Annotated in this window: 14 protein-coding genes; 5 read left to right on the top strand and 9 right to left on the bottom strand. The window is 57.4% G+C overall.

Going from position 1 to position 12,858, the window contains the following annotated elements; translation table 11 throughout:
- Positions 1-80 precede the first annotated feature (80 nt).
- The 4 genes from ilvN to IM273_RS07375 form a co-directional block, all read right to left on the bottom strand.
- Positions 81-368, bottom strand: a complete 288-nt coding sequence (gene ilvN / locus IM273_RS07390; protein ID WP_028014960.1) for an acetolactate synthase small subunit — start codon at positions 366-368, stop codon at positions 81-83.
- A 3-nt stretch (positions 369-371) separates the two neighbouring features.
- Positions 372-2,060, bottom strand: a complete 1,689-nt coding sequence (ilvB, locus tag IM273_RS07385) for an acetolactate synthase large subunit (protein WP_048957716.1) — start codon at positions 2,058-2,060, stop codon at positions 372-374.
- Between the two features lie 106 nt (positions 2,061-2,166).
- Positions 2,167-2,265 carry an ilvB operon leader peptide IvbL gene (gene ivbL / locus IM273_RS07380; protein WP_057979964.1) on the bottom strand — a complete coding sequence of 33 codons (99 nt, stop codon included), beginning with the start codon at positions 2,263-2,265 and terminating at the stop codon, positions 2,167-2,169.
- Positions 2,266-2,372: 107 nt separating this feature from the next.
- Complete coding sequence (locus tag IM273_RS07375) at positions 2,373-2,852, bottom strand: type VI secretion system tube protein TssD (protein ID WP_063943320.1); 480 nt, start codon at positions 2,850-2,852, stop codon at positions 2,373-2,375.
- 825 nt (positions 2,853-3,677) lie between these two features.
- Between IM273_RS07375 and tisB the strand changes: the two genes are divergently transcribed.
- From tisB to emrD, 4 genes are all read left to right on the top strand, one after another.
- Positions 3,678-3,767, top strand: coding sequence for a type I toxin-antitoxin system toxin TisB (tisB, locus tag IM273_RS07370; RefSeq protein ID WP_045260836.1), 90 nt, complete (start codon positions 3,678-3,680; stop codon positions 3,765-3,767).
- A gap of 64 nt (positions 3,768-3,831) precedes the next feature.
- Positions 3,832-4,278, top strand: coding sequence for a GNAT family N-acetyltransferase (locus IM273_RS07365; RefSeq protein ID WP_193050911.1), 447 nt, complete (start codon positions 3,832-3,834; stop codon positions 4,276-4,278).
- 62 nt (positions 4,279-4,340) lie between these two features.
- Entirely contained in the window at positions 4,341-5,174 is an 834-nt protein-coding gene (locus tag IM273_RS07360; RefSeq protein ID WP_163333036.1) for an EamA family transporter, read from the top strand.
- Positions 5,175-5,349: 175 nt separating this feature from the next.
- A complete protein-coding gene (gene emrD / locus IM273_RS07355) occupies positions 5,350-6,534 on the top strand; it encodes a multidrug efflux MFS transporter EmrD (protein WP_193050913.1) in 1,185 nt (394 codons plus the stop codon).
- Here the strand turns inward: emrD and IM273_RS07350 are convergent.
- Positions 6,437-7,525 (bottom strand): cellulase family glycosylhydrolase, encoded by a 1,089-nt coding sequence (locus IM273_RS07350; protein WP_193050916.1) that lies wholly within the window; start codon positions 7,523-7,525, stop codon positions 6,437-6,439. The two genes, emrD and IM273_RS07350, sit on opposite strands and share 98 nt — an antisense overlap.
- Before the next feature lie 95 nt (positions 7,526-7,620).
- On the opposite strand from IM273_RS07350, the gene dsdA reads away from it, so the two are divergent.
- Positions 7,621-8,907 (top strand): D-serine ammonia-lyase, encoded by a 1,287-nt coding sequence (gene dsdA, locus IM273_RS07345; protein ID WP_193050918.1) that lies wholly within the window; start codon positions 7,621-7,623, stop codon positions 8,905-8,907.
- Between the two features lie 17 nt (positions 8,908-8,924).
- Here the strand turns inward: dsdA and IM273_RS07340 are convergent, their stop codons facing one another.
- The 4 genes from IM273_RS07340 to IM273_RS07325 all read right to left on the bottom strand — a co-directional run bounded on the left by IM273_RS07340 (position 8,925) and on the right by IM273_RS07325 (position 12,643).
- Positions 8,925-9,272, bottom strand: a complete 348-nt coding sequence (locus IM273_RS07340) for a DUF202 domain-containing protein (protein ID WP_023309822.1) — start codon at positions 9,270-9,272, stop codon at positions 8,925-8,927.
- Entirely contained in the window at positions 9,262-9,609 is a 348-nt protein-coding gene (locus IM273_RS07335; protein WP_028014948.1) for a YidH family protein, read from the bottom strand. Before IM273_RS07335 ends, IM273_RS07340 begins: the two co-directional genes overlap by 11 nt.
- 92 nt (positions 9,610-9,701) lie before the next feature.
- On the bottom strand, positions 9,702-11,024 hold the full coding sequence (locus IM273_RS07330) for a 6-phospho-alpha-glucosidase (RefSeq protein ID WP_045260840.1): 1,323 nt from the start codon (positions 11,022-11,024) through the stop codon (positions 9,702-9,704).
- Positions 11,021-12,643: an alpha-glucoside-specific PTS transporter subunit IIBC gene (locus IM273_RS07325; protein WP_028014946.1), complete on the bottom strand. Its 1,623-nt coding sequence runs from the start codon at positions 12,641-12,643 to the stop codon at positions 11,021-11,023. The genes IM273_RS07330 and IM273_RS07325 overlap by 4 nt, the downstream gene beginning before the upstream one ends.
- Positions 12,644-12,858 lie beyond the last annotated feature (215 nt).

Below are 12,858 nucleotides of genomic sequence, written 5' to 3'. Positions count from 1 at the left end.
GTGTTCCTGCGATCTGAAAAAGCCGGATAACGCTGCGCTTATCCGGCCTACAAGAGCGAAAGACGCTTACCTTAAGCGATTTACTCGAAAAACACCGCAATTTTGTTAAACATGGTGGGATCGGACTGGTTGCGCGCCACTTTGGTGACGTCTTCCAGCTTGTCGATCTGCGCTATCATCTGCTCCAGACGCTGGTCGTCGTTGACCAGTAGCCAGATGCGGCTGTGCTCGCTGCCCTGAATCGGCAGACAGAGAATGCCTTCCACGTTGAACGCCCGGCGGGCAAACAGCCCGCAAACGTGGGTCATGACGCCAGGGTGGTTGCGGACGGTGAGTTCCAGAATGACGTTATCATGTTGTTTCTGCATGGCTTATTCTCCCACCATCTCAGTATTTGCCGCACCCGGCGGCACCATCGGATACACTTTTTGTTCAGGGTCGATACGCACGTGGATCAGCGCCGGGCCAGGGCGAGAAATCGCCGCCTGCAGCGCCGCGTGGGCATCCTCTTCGGCGTTCAGATCGCAGGTGTGCAGGCCAAAGCCGGCGGCAATCTGCATAAAGTTAATCATCCCGGGATAGGTCGCCGCAAACACGCCCTGCTTGTAGAACAGGCTCTGCTGCTGGTGCACCAGACCCAGCGCCTCGTTGTTCATCAGGATGATTTTCACGTCTAACTGGTTTTCGGCCGCGGTCGCCATCTCCTGAATGTTCATCATCAGGCTGCCGTCGCCGGAGAAGCAGATGACCTTGCGGTCCGGGTTGGCGAGCGCCGCGCCTACTGCCGCCGGCAGGCCGAAGCCCATGGTGCCGAGGCCGCCGGAGGTCAGCCACTGGCGCGGACGGTTCAGCGGATAAGCCTGCGCGGTCCACATCTGATGCTGGCCCACGTCGGTGGTGATAATCGCGCTGTCGTCCACGCAGGCGGCCACGGCGTTGATCAGCCCGTAGTGGCTCAGCGGGTCGCCCTCAGTTGGGATGGCGCCCGGGAACTCGCGCTGCAGATCCGCCACCAGCTGACGCCAGTCGGCCCGGTCAGTTGCGTCCGTCTGCGGGATCAGCTGCGCCAGCACTTCGGCCACGTCGCCCTGAATCGCCACGTGCGGCTGTTTGATTTTACCCAGCTCGGCGCGGTCGATATCCACGTGAATGATTTTGGCGTTCGGGCAGAACTCCTCGGTTTTGCCAATCGCCCGGTCATCAAAACGCGCCCCCATAACAATCAGCAAATCCGCTTCTTGCAGGATGTAGTTGGTGCTGCGCGCACCGTGCATGCCCAGCATGCCTAATGACAACGGATGCGCTTTAGGCAGCATACCCAGCGCCATCAGGGTCATGGTGGTCGGCAGGTTGGCCTTTTCCGCAAACTGGCGGATTTCATCCGCAGCGTTAATCGCCCCGCCGCCCAGATAGAGCACCGGGCGTTTGGCGGCGTTAATCATGGCGGCGGCGTCGCGCACGCTTTCAGCGCTGAATTCCGGCGCGGGGGCGCGCTCGCCCGGCTCCGGCAACACGTCGATCTCGATCTCTGCGGTCTGGACATCCTTAGGAATGTCTATCCACACCGGGCCCGGGCGGCCAGACTGCGCAATGCGGAACGCATCACTGATAACCTGAGGCAGCTCGCTGATATCGCGAACTAAATAGTTATGTTTGGTGATGGGGATAGAGATGCCGTAGGTGTCCACTTCCTGGAACGCATCGGTGCCGATCATCGAGGACGGCACCTGGCCGGTAATGCAGATCAGCGGAATGGAGTCGAGGCGCGCGTCGGCGATGGCGGTGACCAGGTTGGTCGCGCCCGGCCCGCTGCAGGCCATACAGACCGCCGGTTTGCCCTGCGTACGCGCCATGCCCTGAGCGATGAACCCCGCCCCCTGCTCGTGGCGCGCCAGCACGTGGCGGATCTGCGTGCTTTGGCTTAACGCATCGTACAGCGGCAGCACGGTTCCACCCGGGATACCCGCAACCGTGGTGATGCCCTGTCGTTCCAGTAAATGAACAATCAGCTGCGCGCCTGTAAAACGCGTCTTTGTGGATGTTGTGCCCGAACTTGCCATGCTCCAGTCCTTTTCTTCTGGGCCGACTTTCCGGGGAGGGTCCTAAACAAAAAACCCCGCCCGGTTTGCGCCGGCGGGGTTTTGGATTCGTGTGTTGATCCAGTCCCTACGGCGCATTGCCGACGACCACCACCACACGCACGACGACCACTGCGGCAGGTTGCGCAGTTTTTAGTAGGGTCGAAGTGAAGATGGATGAAGTCATTGGGGACCTGTGTTTGAAATCATTGCTTGAATTTATACAAACACAGGTTTTCGGGCGTGACAATGGAAATATTTTCATCTGCGCAAAAATGCGTCAGGGATCACGTTTCAGTACGTTGCTCGCTCATTCCAGGAGTCACTATAGATAACATTGCCGTCGCAATGCTTCCAGGTGATTTTCTCATAGCGTATGAGAACCGTTTCAAGGTGTGTTCCCGTGTTTGCGCCGGGATACAGGTCAGGGGTGATTGAAGTTATTTTCACATTCTCCAGGAGGATATTAAAATATTCCTGTTCTAAACCCGCCTCATTAATCTGATACATCTTAATGGTGGCTGACTGGAGTGTTCTTCCCGTACTCAGCGCGCGAAAGAGAAGCGGGGTTACACGATCAAATTCTTTCTGGAACATGATGGGCATGTGTATGCGCGTGCCCGTCAATTTCCCGGTATTCCCGTCGACTGGAATGTTGACATTATGAGTGAATGATTTGAGTTCAATTGCACCTTCACGCCCTGTCACAAGGCAGGGGCCAACCATGGGGGAACCATTTTCATCTGTAAGAAATAAATAAGCCGGATTTGACATAAAGAATACCTTTTTTTTAAAAATCAATCGTACTTATCAAAACGACCAAAAATTATTGGATGAACAAGAATAAATACACCGATAGCAATAAATGTGAGTAATACCCAGTGGTCAGGTATCAACCATAGAAAAAAAGAGGCGCATACAAAAACATAAACGGGAAATAAAATATCCGTAAATAGAATTGATAACAGACTCTTAAACACGCTACTTGTTCCTTAAGTCGTCATAAATCGCTTCAAAATCCCTGTAGAAACCCATTTGAACCTTCTTAATCAGTTCAGACAGGAATGGTTTGTTTTTTATATTAAATGACTTATTTGGTGCTGCATCTCGTAAAACTATCCTGGTTCCCCTGCATAAAATTGATTTCTTAAGAGGCCTGACCAGGCCACCGCTTATCCCGGTATTTTTTTGTGGGCAGACCAGAAAACAAAAAACCCCGCCGGAGCGAGGTTTTTATCAGGGTTTTGCGGTTGGTCGCCGCAGAACACACTGTGTTACGTCAACGCGAAAAGTATACGCGATAGAACTCGAACGCGCAATTCCGGCACGGATTTTGACGTTTTTGAGTATGGATCACCTTCCAAATTTTGTCCAAAAAATACTGTTCATGCATACAGTATTTATCTATACTGAGGGTGTTCGCAGTGAGCGAGGGGGCCGCAGTTTACCGGCGCAACGAAGTCCTGGCTGAAACGGGTGGTGCCGTCAGTGCCTTAACCCCTGAAGTGAGCACACTGTGTTACGTCAATCCAGATGCTGGCAACAGGCGGCGGAAAGGTACGCCAGCATCGTGCTCCTTTTAACCAAAAGGAGACGCGTATGAGCGTAGTGGATATGGTGATACTTATCCTCAAACTCATTGTTGCAGTACTGCAACTGCTTGATGCTGTCCTGAAATACGTTCGGTAATTCAGTTTCAAGTCGCACCTGAGAGGGGCGGGCAACCGCCCCTCTTTAATAACGAGGGAATGCTATGTCGCGTCTGTTAATTGAGCCTGTCACACCGGATGAGCCGGGGTATATCGCCCTGAAGGCGGAAAGTATCGCGCTGAATTTCAACATGCTGCGCAGGCTGGAAGAGAACTGGCTGCGGGGTGAGAACCGCTTTAACGCGCCGGGTGAAAAGCTGCTGGGTGCGTTTCTTAACGGCAAGCTGGTGGGCGTGTGTGGCCTCAACCGCGATCCGTTCAGCCAGCAGCCGCGTGCCGGACGCATTCGCCATCTCTACGTCAGCGAGAAGTGCCGCGGGCTGGGCATTGGAAAACAGCTTTTAACCGTAGTGATGTCGGATGCCAGCATCTGGTTTGATTTTCTGAATACTCACGCGCCGGACAGCGCGTACGGATTTTACAATCGAGCCGGTTTTACGCTGGTCTCAGACGAACCACGGGTGACGCACCGCCTTTTTTGTGCGGTGTAACCGGCTGGCGGCATCAGGATGTGAATGTTACAGTTGAGTGACAATTCATCACCCAATACGCCATGACCATCACCGTTTTCTGCATTTTGCTTTTCGCCGCACTGCTGCATGCCAGCTGGAACGCTATCGTTAAAGCCGGAACGGATAAACTCTACTCTGCGATCGGCGTTAGCGGCTCAGCCGCGATTATTGCCCTGATTTTACTGCCCTTCTCACCACAGCCTTCTGCGGCAAGCTGGCCGTTTTTGATCGTCTCCTGCGCCTTACAGGTGGTCTACACCGTGCTGGTGGCGAAGACCTATCAGGTCTCGGACATGAGCCAGACCTATCCGCTGATGCGCGGCACCGCCCCGCTGCTGGTGGCGCTGATCAGCGTGCTGGCGCTCGGCGACCATCTCTCCTGGCTCGCCTGGTCCGGTATCGGAGTCATTTGCCTGTCGATTCTGGCGATGGCGATTAATGGCCGCATGCAGTCACGCAGGGGGATCTGGCTGGCGCTGCTGAATGCCTGTTTTATCGCCGGGTATACGCTGGTGGACGGCACCGGCGTGCGGCTGTCGGACACCGCGCTGGGCTACACGCTCTGGACCTTCTTTATGAACGGCTTCTGCCTGCTGGGCTGGGCGATGGTGGCGCGTCGGCGCGAGGCGTCCAGCTACCTGCGCCTGCACTGGAAAAAAGGGCTGCTCGGCGGCGTGGGGACCATGGGCTCTTACGGTCTGGCCCTCTGGGCGATGACGCAGGCGCCGCTGGCGGTGGTCGCCGCGCTGCGTGAAACCTCGATTCTTTTCGGGGCGCTGATCGCCTTTGTCCTTTTAAAAGAGAAGGTTGCGGGCCTGCGCATCGCGGCAGCGCTGGGTATTGCTGTCGGCGCAATTCTGCTGCGTCTGGCGTAAATCGCTGGCAACATTAGTTGCCGTTCTTGTTTACAAATCCTGCCTTTCCCGGTTTTTTCATTCACAGCGACAATGCTTAAATTGTCATCTGTCTGTGGTAGATTCCTCGCGCATTTATGGGAATGCGTAGTCACTTATTCTTTATTTATCTCTTTTGGCAAAAGTATTCAGCGACATGAAAAAGCAAAGGAACGTTAACTTATTGTTGATGCTGGTGTTACTGGTGGCCGTCGGTCAGATGGCGCAAACCATCTACATTCCGGCGATTGCCGACATGGCAAAGGAACTGAACGTCCGCGAAGGCGCGGTGCAGAGCGTGATGGCAGCCTACCTGCTGACCTATGGCGTTTCACAGCTCTTCTACGGCCCGCTCTCCGACCGCGTCGGGCGTCGCCCGGTGATCCTGGTGGGCATGAGCATTTTCATGGTAGCGACGGTGATTGCCATTACCACCCACAGCCTGACCGTACTGATTGCCGCCAGCGCCCTGCAGGGCGTTGGGACGGGTGTCGGCGGGGTGATGGCACGAACCTTACCGCGCGATATGTATCAGGGCACCCAGCTCCGCCACGCCAACAGCCTGTTGAATATGGGCATTCTGGTCAGCCCGCTTCTCGCTCCGCTGATTGGCGGCCTGCTGGACACAATGTGGTCCTGGCGCGCCTGCTACGCCTTCCTGCTGTTGCTCTGCGTAATTGTCACCTTCAGCATGGCGCGCTGGATGCCGGAAACCCGTCCAAAAGACGCGCCGCGCACGAAGCTTCTCACAAGCTATAAGACGCTGTTCGGCAACGGCGCGTTTACCTGCTACCTGCTGATGCTGATCGGCGGCCTGGCGGGTATTGCAGTGTTCGAAGCCTGCTCCGGCGTGCTGCTGGGCGCGGGTCTTGGCCTGAGCAGCATGGTGGTGAGCATTCTGTTTATTCTGCCAATCCCGGCGGCGTTCTTTGGCGCCTGGTTTGCCGGGCGACCAAACAAACGCTTCTCCACCCTGATGTGGCAGTCGGTGATCAGCTGTCTGCTGGCGGGTCTGATGATGTGGATCCCGGGGCTGTTTGGCGTGATGACCGTCTGGACGCTGCTGATTCCGGCGGCGCTGTTCTTCTTCGGCGCGGGAATGCTGTTCCCGCTCGCCACCAGCGGCGCGATGGAGCCGTTCCCGTTCCTCGCCGGCACGGCGGGCGCGCTGGTGGGCGGTTTGCAGAACATCGGTTCCGGCGCGCTGGCCTGGCTCTCCGCCATGATGCCGCAGACCGGGCAGGCTAGTTTGGGTCTGCTGATGACGCTAATGGGGCTGCTGATTTTACTGTGCTGGCTGCCGCTGGCGTCACGCGTTCCGCATCACGAGCAGCCGGTTTAACCGCATGATGGCCCGGCTTCTCGCCGGGCTTTTCACAGACGGGCTCAATCATCGCCTGCAATAACGGCTCCGGCGCAGGCCGCCAGGCCCCCTCTTCCCCGTCGTAAAACTGGAAATCCGCGTTAAGCGCATATGGGATTTTCGCCTTTTGCAGCTCGCAGGCCATAAAGGTGGCGAAGGCCATTTGCGAAGCGGTTGGCGTGAGGTGGTTTGACTCCCCCACGCCCCAGCCCCCAACCCAACTGACGTGCCCGGTTTTTTGCTGCCAGCGCAGCGCGGTGCTGATGCGGTTACGGATAGCCGCCTTCTCCGCCGCCGTGCCGGACGTCCACGGGTATTTACCGCTATTTTTCAGCGGCCCCCACGGGAAAATATGCCACTCCGCCAGCAGGTAGTTTTGACTGTGCGCAGGCAGCTTCAGGCCGGATAAATCCTCCGGCGCAGCGCGCAGGCGCGGCGCAATGAAAATCATGCGCTGCGGGTCGATGTCGTGGATCGCTTTAATGGTTTTATCATACACGCGGTTTAACGACGCGAGGTTGTGGTTAAGCTTGTCGGCTGGCTCATAAATGAGATCAAAACCCAGCAGCGGATAGCTCTGGCCGAAATAGTGCGCCACGGCAATCCACCAGTTGATCGTCTCTTTCTCGTTGTCGGCTTTCGGGTCGTTTTTATATTCATCGGCCTGATAAGCGATAATCGGGATCACGCCATACTGCTCGCAGGCTTCCACCAGCTTGCGCAGGTGGATCAGCCGTGCTTCCGTCGGCTCATCGGCCACGCGGATGCGCACGTGGGTAATGCCTTTTGCGCGAAAATCACGTACCACCAGCGGGTCGAACTCGCGTATGCCGCGCTCGGTGCGCGCCCAGTCCACATCCATCCCGACGCCAAGCTGCTGCGCATAACGGGCAGCCGTCAGCGGCGGCTCAGCGGCAATGGCCCAGCCGGAAGAGATCAGTAACGCGGTAGCAATGAGAAGCTTTAGCACGGTTTACCCTGGATAAATCGAAAGCATTACCTGTATTTAGCACGCTTTTTCACATTTGGTGTAGAGTCAGAACGAACTAATTGCTGAGAAAAATTATGAACGCAACGGCCATCAATACACTTATCGCACAGTTTCCTCTGGTTGAGGATCTGATTGCCCTGAAAGAAACCACCTGGCTTAACCCGCGCACCACCACGCTGGCGGAAGGGTTACCCTATGTCGGGCTGACCAAAGCCGACGTGGACGACGCCCACGCGCGCCTCAACCGCTTCGCGCCGTATCTGGCGAAAGCCTTCCCGGAGACGGCGGCAACGGGTGGGATTATCGAGTCCGAGCTGGTTGCTATTCCGGCAATGAAAAAACGGCTGGAGAAAGAATCTGGCAAATCCATTCCCGGCACGCTGCTGCTGAAAAAAGACAGCCACCTGCCGATTTCCGGCTCGATTAAAGCGCGCGGCGGCATCTATGAAGTGCTGACCCACGCGGAGAAGCTGGCGCTGGAAGCCGGGTTGCTGACCACCGAAGACGACTACAGCATTCTGCTGGAGCCGCGCTTTAAGGCCTTCTTCAGCCAGTACAGCATTGCCGTGGGCTCCACCGGCAACCTGGGGTTATCCATTGGCATAATGAGCGCCCGCATCGGCTTTAAGGTGACGGTCCATATGTCCGCCGACGCCCGCGAGTGGAAGAAAGCCAGGCTGCGCAGCCACGGCGTCATCGTCGTGGAATATGAGCAGGATTACGGCGTGGCGGTGGAGCAAGGGCGCAAAGCGGCGGAAAGCGATCCGAACTGCTTCTTCATTGACGATGAGAATTCCCGCACCCTGTTCCTGGGCTATGCGGTGGCGGGCGAGCGCCTGAAAACGCAGTTCACCGAACAGGGCCGCGTGGTGGATGCGGATCATCCCCTGTACGTCTATCTGCCGTGCGGCGTAGGCGGCGGGCCTGGCGGCGTGGCGTTTGGCCTGAAGCTGGCCTTTGGTGATAACGTGCACTGCTTCTTCGCGGAGCCAACGCACTCGCCGTGCATGCTGTTGGGTGTTTACACCGGCCTGCATGATGCGATTGCAGTGCAGGATCTGGGCATTGATAACGTGACGGCGGCGGACGGTCTGGCGGTTGGGCGCGCGTCCGGCTTCGTAGGCCGCGCGATGGAGCGCCTGCTCGACGGGTTCTATACGCTTTCCGATCGGAGCATGTACGACATGCTCGGCTGGCTGGCGCAGGAGGAAGGGATCCGCCTTGAGCCTTCAGCGCTGGCGGGGATGGCCGGGCCGCTGCGCGTTCATTCGCATACCAACATTACCCACCTGGTGTGGGCAACCGGCGGCGGCATGGTGCCGGAAGACGAGATGGCGAAGTATCTGGCTAAAGGGAAGTAATTAAGCCGCCACTCGGTTTACAGGCTCAAAATTTGCTGAATATGGGTCACCGCAAACAGCAGCGACAGCGAGAGAACAGCCAGCGCAATCAGGAATTTATCCCGCACCGCTTTCGGCTGTACAAAATCGTTCTGCGCCACGTCCATCAGGTTACGGCTGCGGGTATAGCGCCATAAAATGATGGCCACCAGCGCCAGCACAATAATAGAGATCCAGAATGGCACCCCGGTTCGGTGCCAGTTGTGCTTAATCGCCAGGGCAATCAGCGCGCCATACCCCAGCAGCGTGCGCAGCCAGGCCAGCGACGTCCGCTCCGGCTGCAGGCCTGGGTCCGCTTCGCGTCGCGCTTTGCGGCTATCCGCCATAGAACACCAGCCCCATCACCACGCCCGCCACCGCCAGCAGAATCACGCTGATGATGAGTAACCCGCGCGTATAGGGCAGATCCTGCTTCAGGCGCATCGCCTTCTCATTGCGCAGCCATCGCAGGTAGCCGTAAATCGCCAGCACGCCCGCGAACAGGCACAGCAGCAGCGCCAGCACTTCACGAATCAGCGGCGTGGCAAAATCGGGGGCGAGCTGGTCAAGGCCGACACCTGCGGCCAGAAAGCCCAGTGCGGTGCGGATCCACGCTAAAAAAGTGCGTTCATTAGCCAGAGAGAAGCGGTAGTCCGGCGCTTCGCCGAGGCGGGAAATTTTCATGGAGGTTCCTTGTCGTGCTACGGGCAGGCTTCAGCATAGCGTAAATCGACAAGGACAAGGAGACCGGCATCGGGCGATGCCGGTCAGGACGATTAATGCAGCTCTGGCCAGTACTCTTTGTTGGCCTCGATCAGGTCATCCAGAATCGCTTTCGCGACGGAGGCGCTCGGCACGGTTTTCGACAGGGTAATGGCCTGCCAGAGCTTCTGGTACGAGCGCTGCTCCCAGGCATCCACCACCAGTTTTTCCACCGCCACCTGCTGGCTCATCAGCCCTTTCTGGAAGTGCGGAATATCGCCCACCGTAAGCGGCTCCGGTCCGTTATGGCCCACCAGGCACGGGATCTCCACCATCGCGTCGGCGTCAAAGTTATGGATGGCACCGTTGTTTGGCACTATCAGCAGCATCCGCTCCTGGGTGTTAAAGGCAATCGCAGTCGCCAGATCGACGATGTACGACGCATGTTCGTCGATTTCCAGCTCACCGGCGGCGGAGTTGCCGGCTTCGATAATCGCCCGACAGGAACTGAACACATGCTTCTCACGGTGATCCATAACTTCATTGGCGCGGGTCCGTTCCGGGTTGGAATGCGCGACCACGTAGTCCGGGAACAGGTAATACTTCAGGTAGGTGTTCGGCATGGTGTCCGGATCCAGCGCCTGCACGTCTTTAGCTTTGGCAAAGGTATCGTTCCAGCTCGCTTCGGTATGTGCATCTTCCGAAGGCGGAACATAGCCGTTTTTCGCCACGTATTCGCGCAGCTTCGGCATCAGATCGTTGCCGTTCAGGTCTTCAATCGACGTCCACCAGCCGAAGTGGTTCAGGCCGTAGTAGCGCACGCGCATCTCTTTGCGGTCTTTCAGGCCGACAATCTGCGCCATGCGCCCTTCAATGCCGATCGGCATATCGCAGATGTTGAGGATTTTAGCGTTCGGACGCAGGCGGCGCGTGGCTTCTGCGACAATCGCCGCCGGGTTGGAGTAGTTCAGCATCCACGCGTTCGGGGAGTACTGCTCCATATAATCCACCAGCTCCAGCACGCCGCCGATAGAGCGCATGCCGTAAGAGATACCGCCCGGTCCGCAGGTTTCCTGGCCCAGCACGCCGTGGCGCAGCGGGATTTTTTCATCTTTTTCGCGCATCGGGTATTTGCCCACGCGGATGTGCGCCATCACGAAATCGACATCGGTAAACGCCGCTTTTGGATCGGTGGTGTAGCTGAATTCAATCTCCGGGGCCTGCTCCTTAAGGATGATTCTGCACGCTTCGGCGATGGTCTCCTGACGCGCGCCGTCGTTGTCATAGAACTTCAGGGCGCGCAGCGGAAAACGGTCACGGTTGGCTAACAGCATCAGGACGATACCAGGCGTAAAGGTGCTGCCGCCGCCTGCAATGACAACTGAGAATTTTTTCATGATATAGCCTCTGTCAGGGTGGTTTGTTCATTTGTTAAAGGAGTTTTCATCAGCGATTCCAGCTGGTCGCGCACCTGAGGAACGTGCAGGCCGACAATCACCTGAATGCCGTTGCCGCGTCGCACTACGCCGTGTGCGCCCAGGGCTTTGAAGACGTCGTCGCTTTGGGTTTTCGCCATATCCACCAGCGCGATACGCAGGCGGGTGGCGCAGTTATTGATGCTTTCGATGTTGGCCGCACCGCCGAGCGCCTGCAGGAATCCGGCGGCTTGCCCAACCTGCTGGCTGGCCGCCGCCGGGGCGGTGGTTTGCCCGCGCGCCGCCTTATAGTCGGCCTTGCTGTAGAGTTTGATTTCGCTCTCTTCCCGGCCCGGCGTTTTCAGGTTCAGACGCTCAATCAGCGTTTTGAAGATCACGAAGTAGATGCCGGTGAAGCAGACGCCAATGCCGATCTGGGTGAACACTGTCGAGGCGTGGTTATGGAACATCGGGATCCAGTTTTGCGGCAGGAACTGGTCCAGCAGGCCGCCGCCCATATTCCCCACGACGCCGAAGGCGTACATCACTGTCGCCATGGTCGCCGCCAGCACCGCATGCACGGCGAACAGCAGCGGCGAGATAAACAGGAAGGTGAACTCAAGCGGTTCGGTAATGCCCACCAGCACGGCGGTGAGCGTGGCCGGAACCAGCAGGCCCGCCACCTTGACGCGATTTTCTGGCGACGCGGTGTACCAGATAGCGAAGGCAATCCCGACCGAGCCAAACACTTTTGAGTTGCCGTGCAGCGCGAAGCCACCTTCCGGGAAGAGGGTCTTCAGCGGCAGGGTGCTCTGGCTGAATTCCTGCAGATGCTGCGCCCAGTAGACCTGAATACCGCCCTCCACCGCCGCCGGGCCGAAGATGAACGGACCGTAGACGAAGTGGTGCAGCCCCGTTGGGATCAGAATGCGTTCCAGGAAGGTATACACCCACACGCCCAGCGCACCGGCAGAGCGCAGGAACGCCTGCAGGGATTCGATGCCCATCTGCACTTTCGGCCAGCCCAGCAGCGTCAGCCAGGCACAGGGGATCATCACGAAGAACGCGAGGATAACGACAAACGAGCTGCCCTGGAAAATCCCCAGAAAGACCGGCAGCGGCTTGTCGAAATAGCGGTTGTGAATGGCGGTGACGATGCCTGAGATCACGATGGCACCGATGATGCTGGTATCGAGTGTTTTGATCCCGGCAATCATCGCCAGCCCGCTTCCCGCCGTTGGTTCGGCGGAGAAGTCGACGCCAAAGAAGTGGCCCCAGGTCATCCCCATCGCGTTAATGAAGTAGTTCCAGGTCAGGAAGCTAATCAGCACGGCCAGACAGGCGCGGCCCTGCGCCTGCTTCGCCAGCCCAATCGGCAGGCCGACGGCAAAAATCAGCGGCATATTGCGAAACACCGCCCAGCCGCCCTCTTCAATGATGTGAACGATCTGCGCGAAAAGATGATCGGGGGCGGTTAAGGCTTCGCCGACAAACAGCGGGTTGCGAAGCATGATGGCGATTCCCACCACGATCCCGGCAAACGGAAACAGCAACACCGGGGTAAACATGGCACCGCCAAAACGTTGTATTTGACTGAGCATTTTTAAATCCTCACGTAACAACCTGTAGGGGTAGAGGCCTTTATGGTTTTGTGCTGGCCTGAGGTGAGCATAAGAACTTACTGATGCGCGAACATGGCGTGCCGCTGCGATTCGTGATCGCATTCATGGTTTTATTTTGACCAGTCAGGTCTACTTTTTGAGTTAAATATGGACATGTCAGGACGCATTCCACGCCCTGATAAGGGCAGAGAGGT

This window comes from Enterobacter cloacae complex sp. P13B (assembly GCF_014895915.1).
Lineage (GTDB): Bacteria > Pseudomonadota > Gammaproteobacteria > Enterobacterales > Enterobacteriaceae > Enterobacter > Enterobacter bugandensis.
Note: the sequence above shows the minus strand (reverse complement) of the source record. Positions and strands in the feature narration are given on the sequence as shown.

Excerpts from the sequence above, each read along its gene's own strand:
- ilvN (WP_028014960.1), bottom strand. The coding sequence starts at position 368 with ATGCAGAAACAACATGATAACGTCATTCTGGAACTCACCGTCCGCAAC.
- ilvB (WP_048957716.1), bottom strand. The coding sequence starts at position 2,060 with ATGGCAAGTTCGGGCACAACATCCACAAAGACGCGTTTTACAGGCGCG.
- ivbL (WP_057979964.1), bottom strand. The coding sequence starts at position 2,265 with ATGACTTCATCCATCTTCACTTCGACCCTACTAAAAACTGCGCAACCT.
- IM273_RS07375 (WP_063943320.1), bottom strand. The coding sequence starts at position 2,852 with ATGTCAAATCCGGCTTATTTATTTCTTACAGATGAAAATGGTTCCCCC.
- tisB (WP_045260836.1), top strand. The coding sequence starts at position 3,678 with ATGAGCGTAGTGGATATGGTGATACTTATCCTCAAACTCATTGTTGCA.
- IM273_RS07365 (WP_193050911.1), top strand. The coding sequence starts at position 3,832 with ATGTCGCGTCTGTTAATTGAGCCTGTCACACCGGATGAGCCGGGGTAT.
- IM273_RS07360 (WP_163333036.1), top strand. The coding sequence starts at position 4,341 with ATGACCATCACCGTTTTCTGCATTTTGCTTTTCGCCGCACTGCTGCAT.
- emrD (WP_193050913.1), top strand. The coding sequence starts at position 5,350 with ATGAAAAAGCAAAGGAACGTTAACTTATTGTTGATGCTGGTGTTACTG.
- dsdA (WP_193050918.1), top strand. The coding sequence starts at position 7,621 with ATGAACGCAACGGCCATCAATACACTTATCGCACAGTTTCCTCTGGTT.
- IM273_RS07340 (WP_023309822.1), bottom strand. The coding sequence starts at position 9,272 with ATGGCGGATAGCCGCAAAGCGCGACGCGAAGCGGACCCAGGCCTGCAG.
- IM273_RS07335 (WP_028014948.1), bottom strand. The coding sequence starts at position 9,609 with ATGAAAATTTCCCGCCTCGGCGAAGCGCCGGACTACCGCTTCTCTCTG.
- IM273_RS07330 (WP_045260840.1), bottom strand. The coding sequence starts at position 11,024 with ATGAAAAAATTCTCAGTTGTCATTGCAGGCGGCGGCAGCACCTTTACG.
- IM273_RS07325 (WP_028014946.1), bottom strand. The coding sequence starts at position 12,643 with ATGCTCAGTCAAATACAACGTTTTGGCGGTGCCATGTTTACCCCGGTG.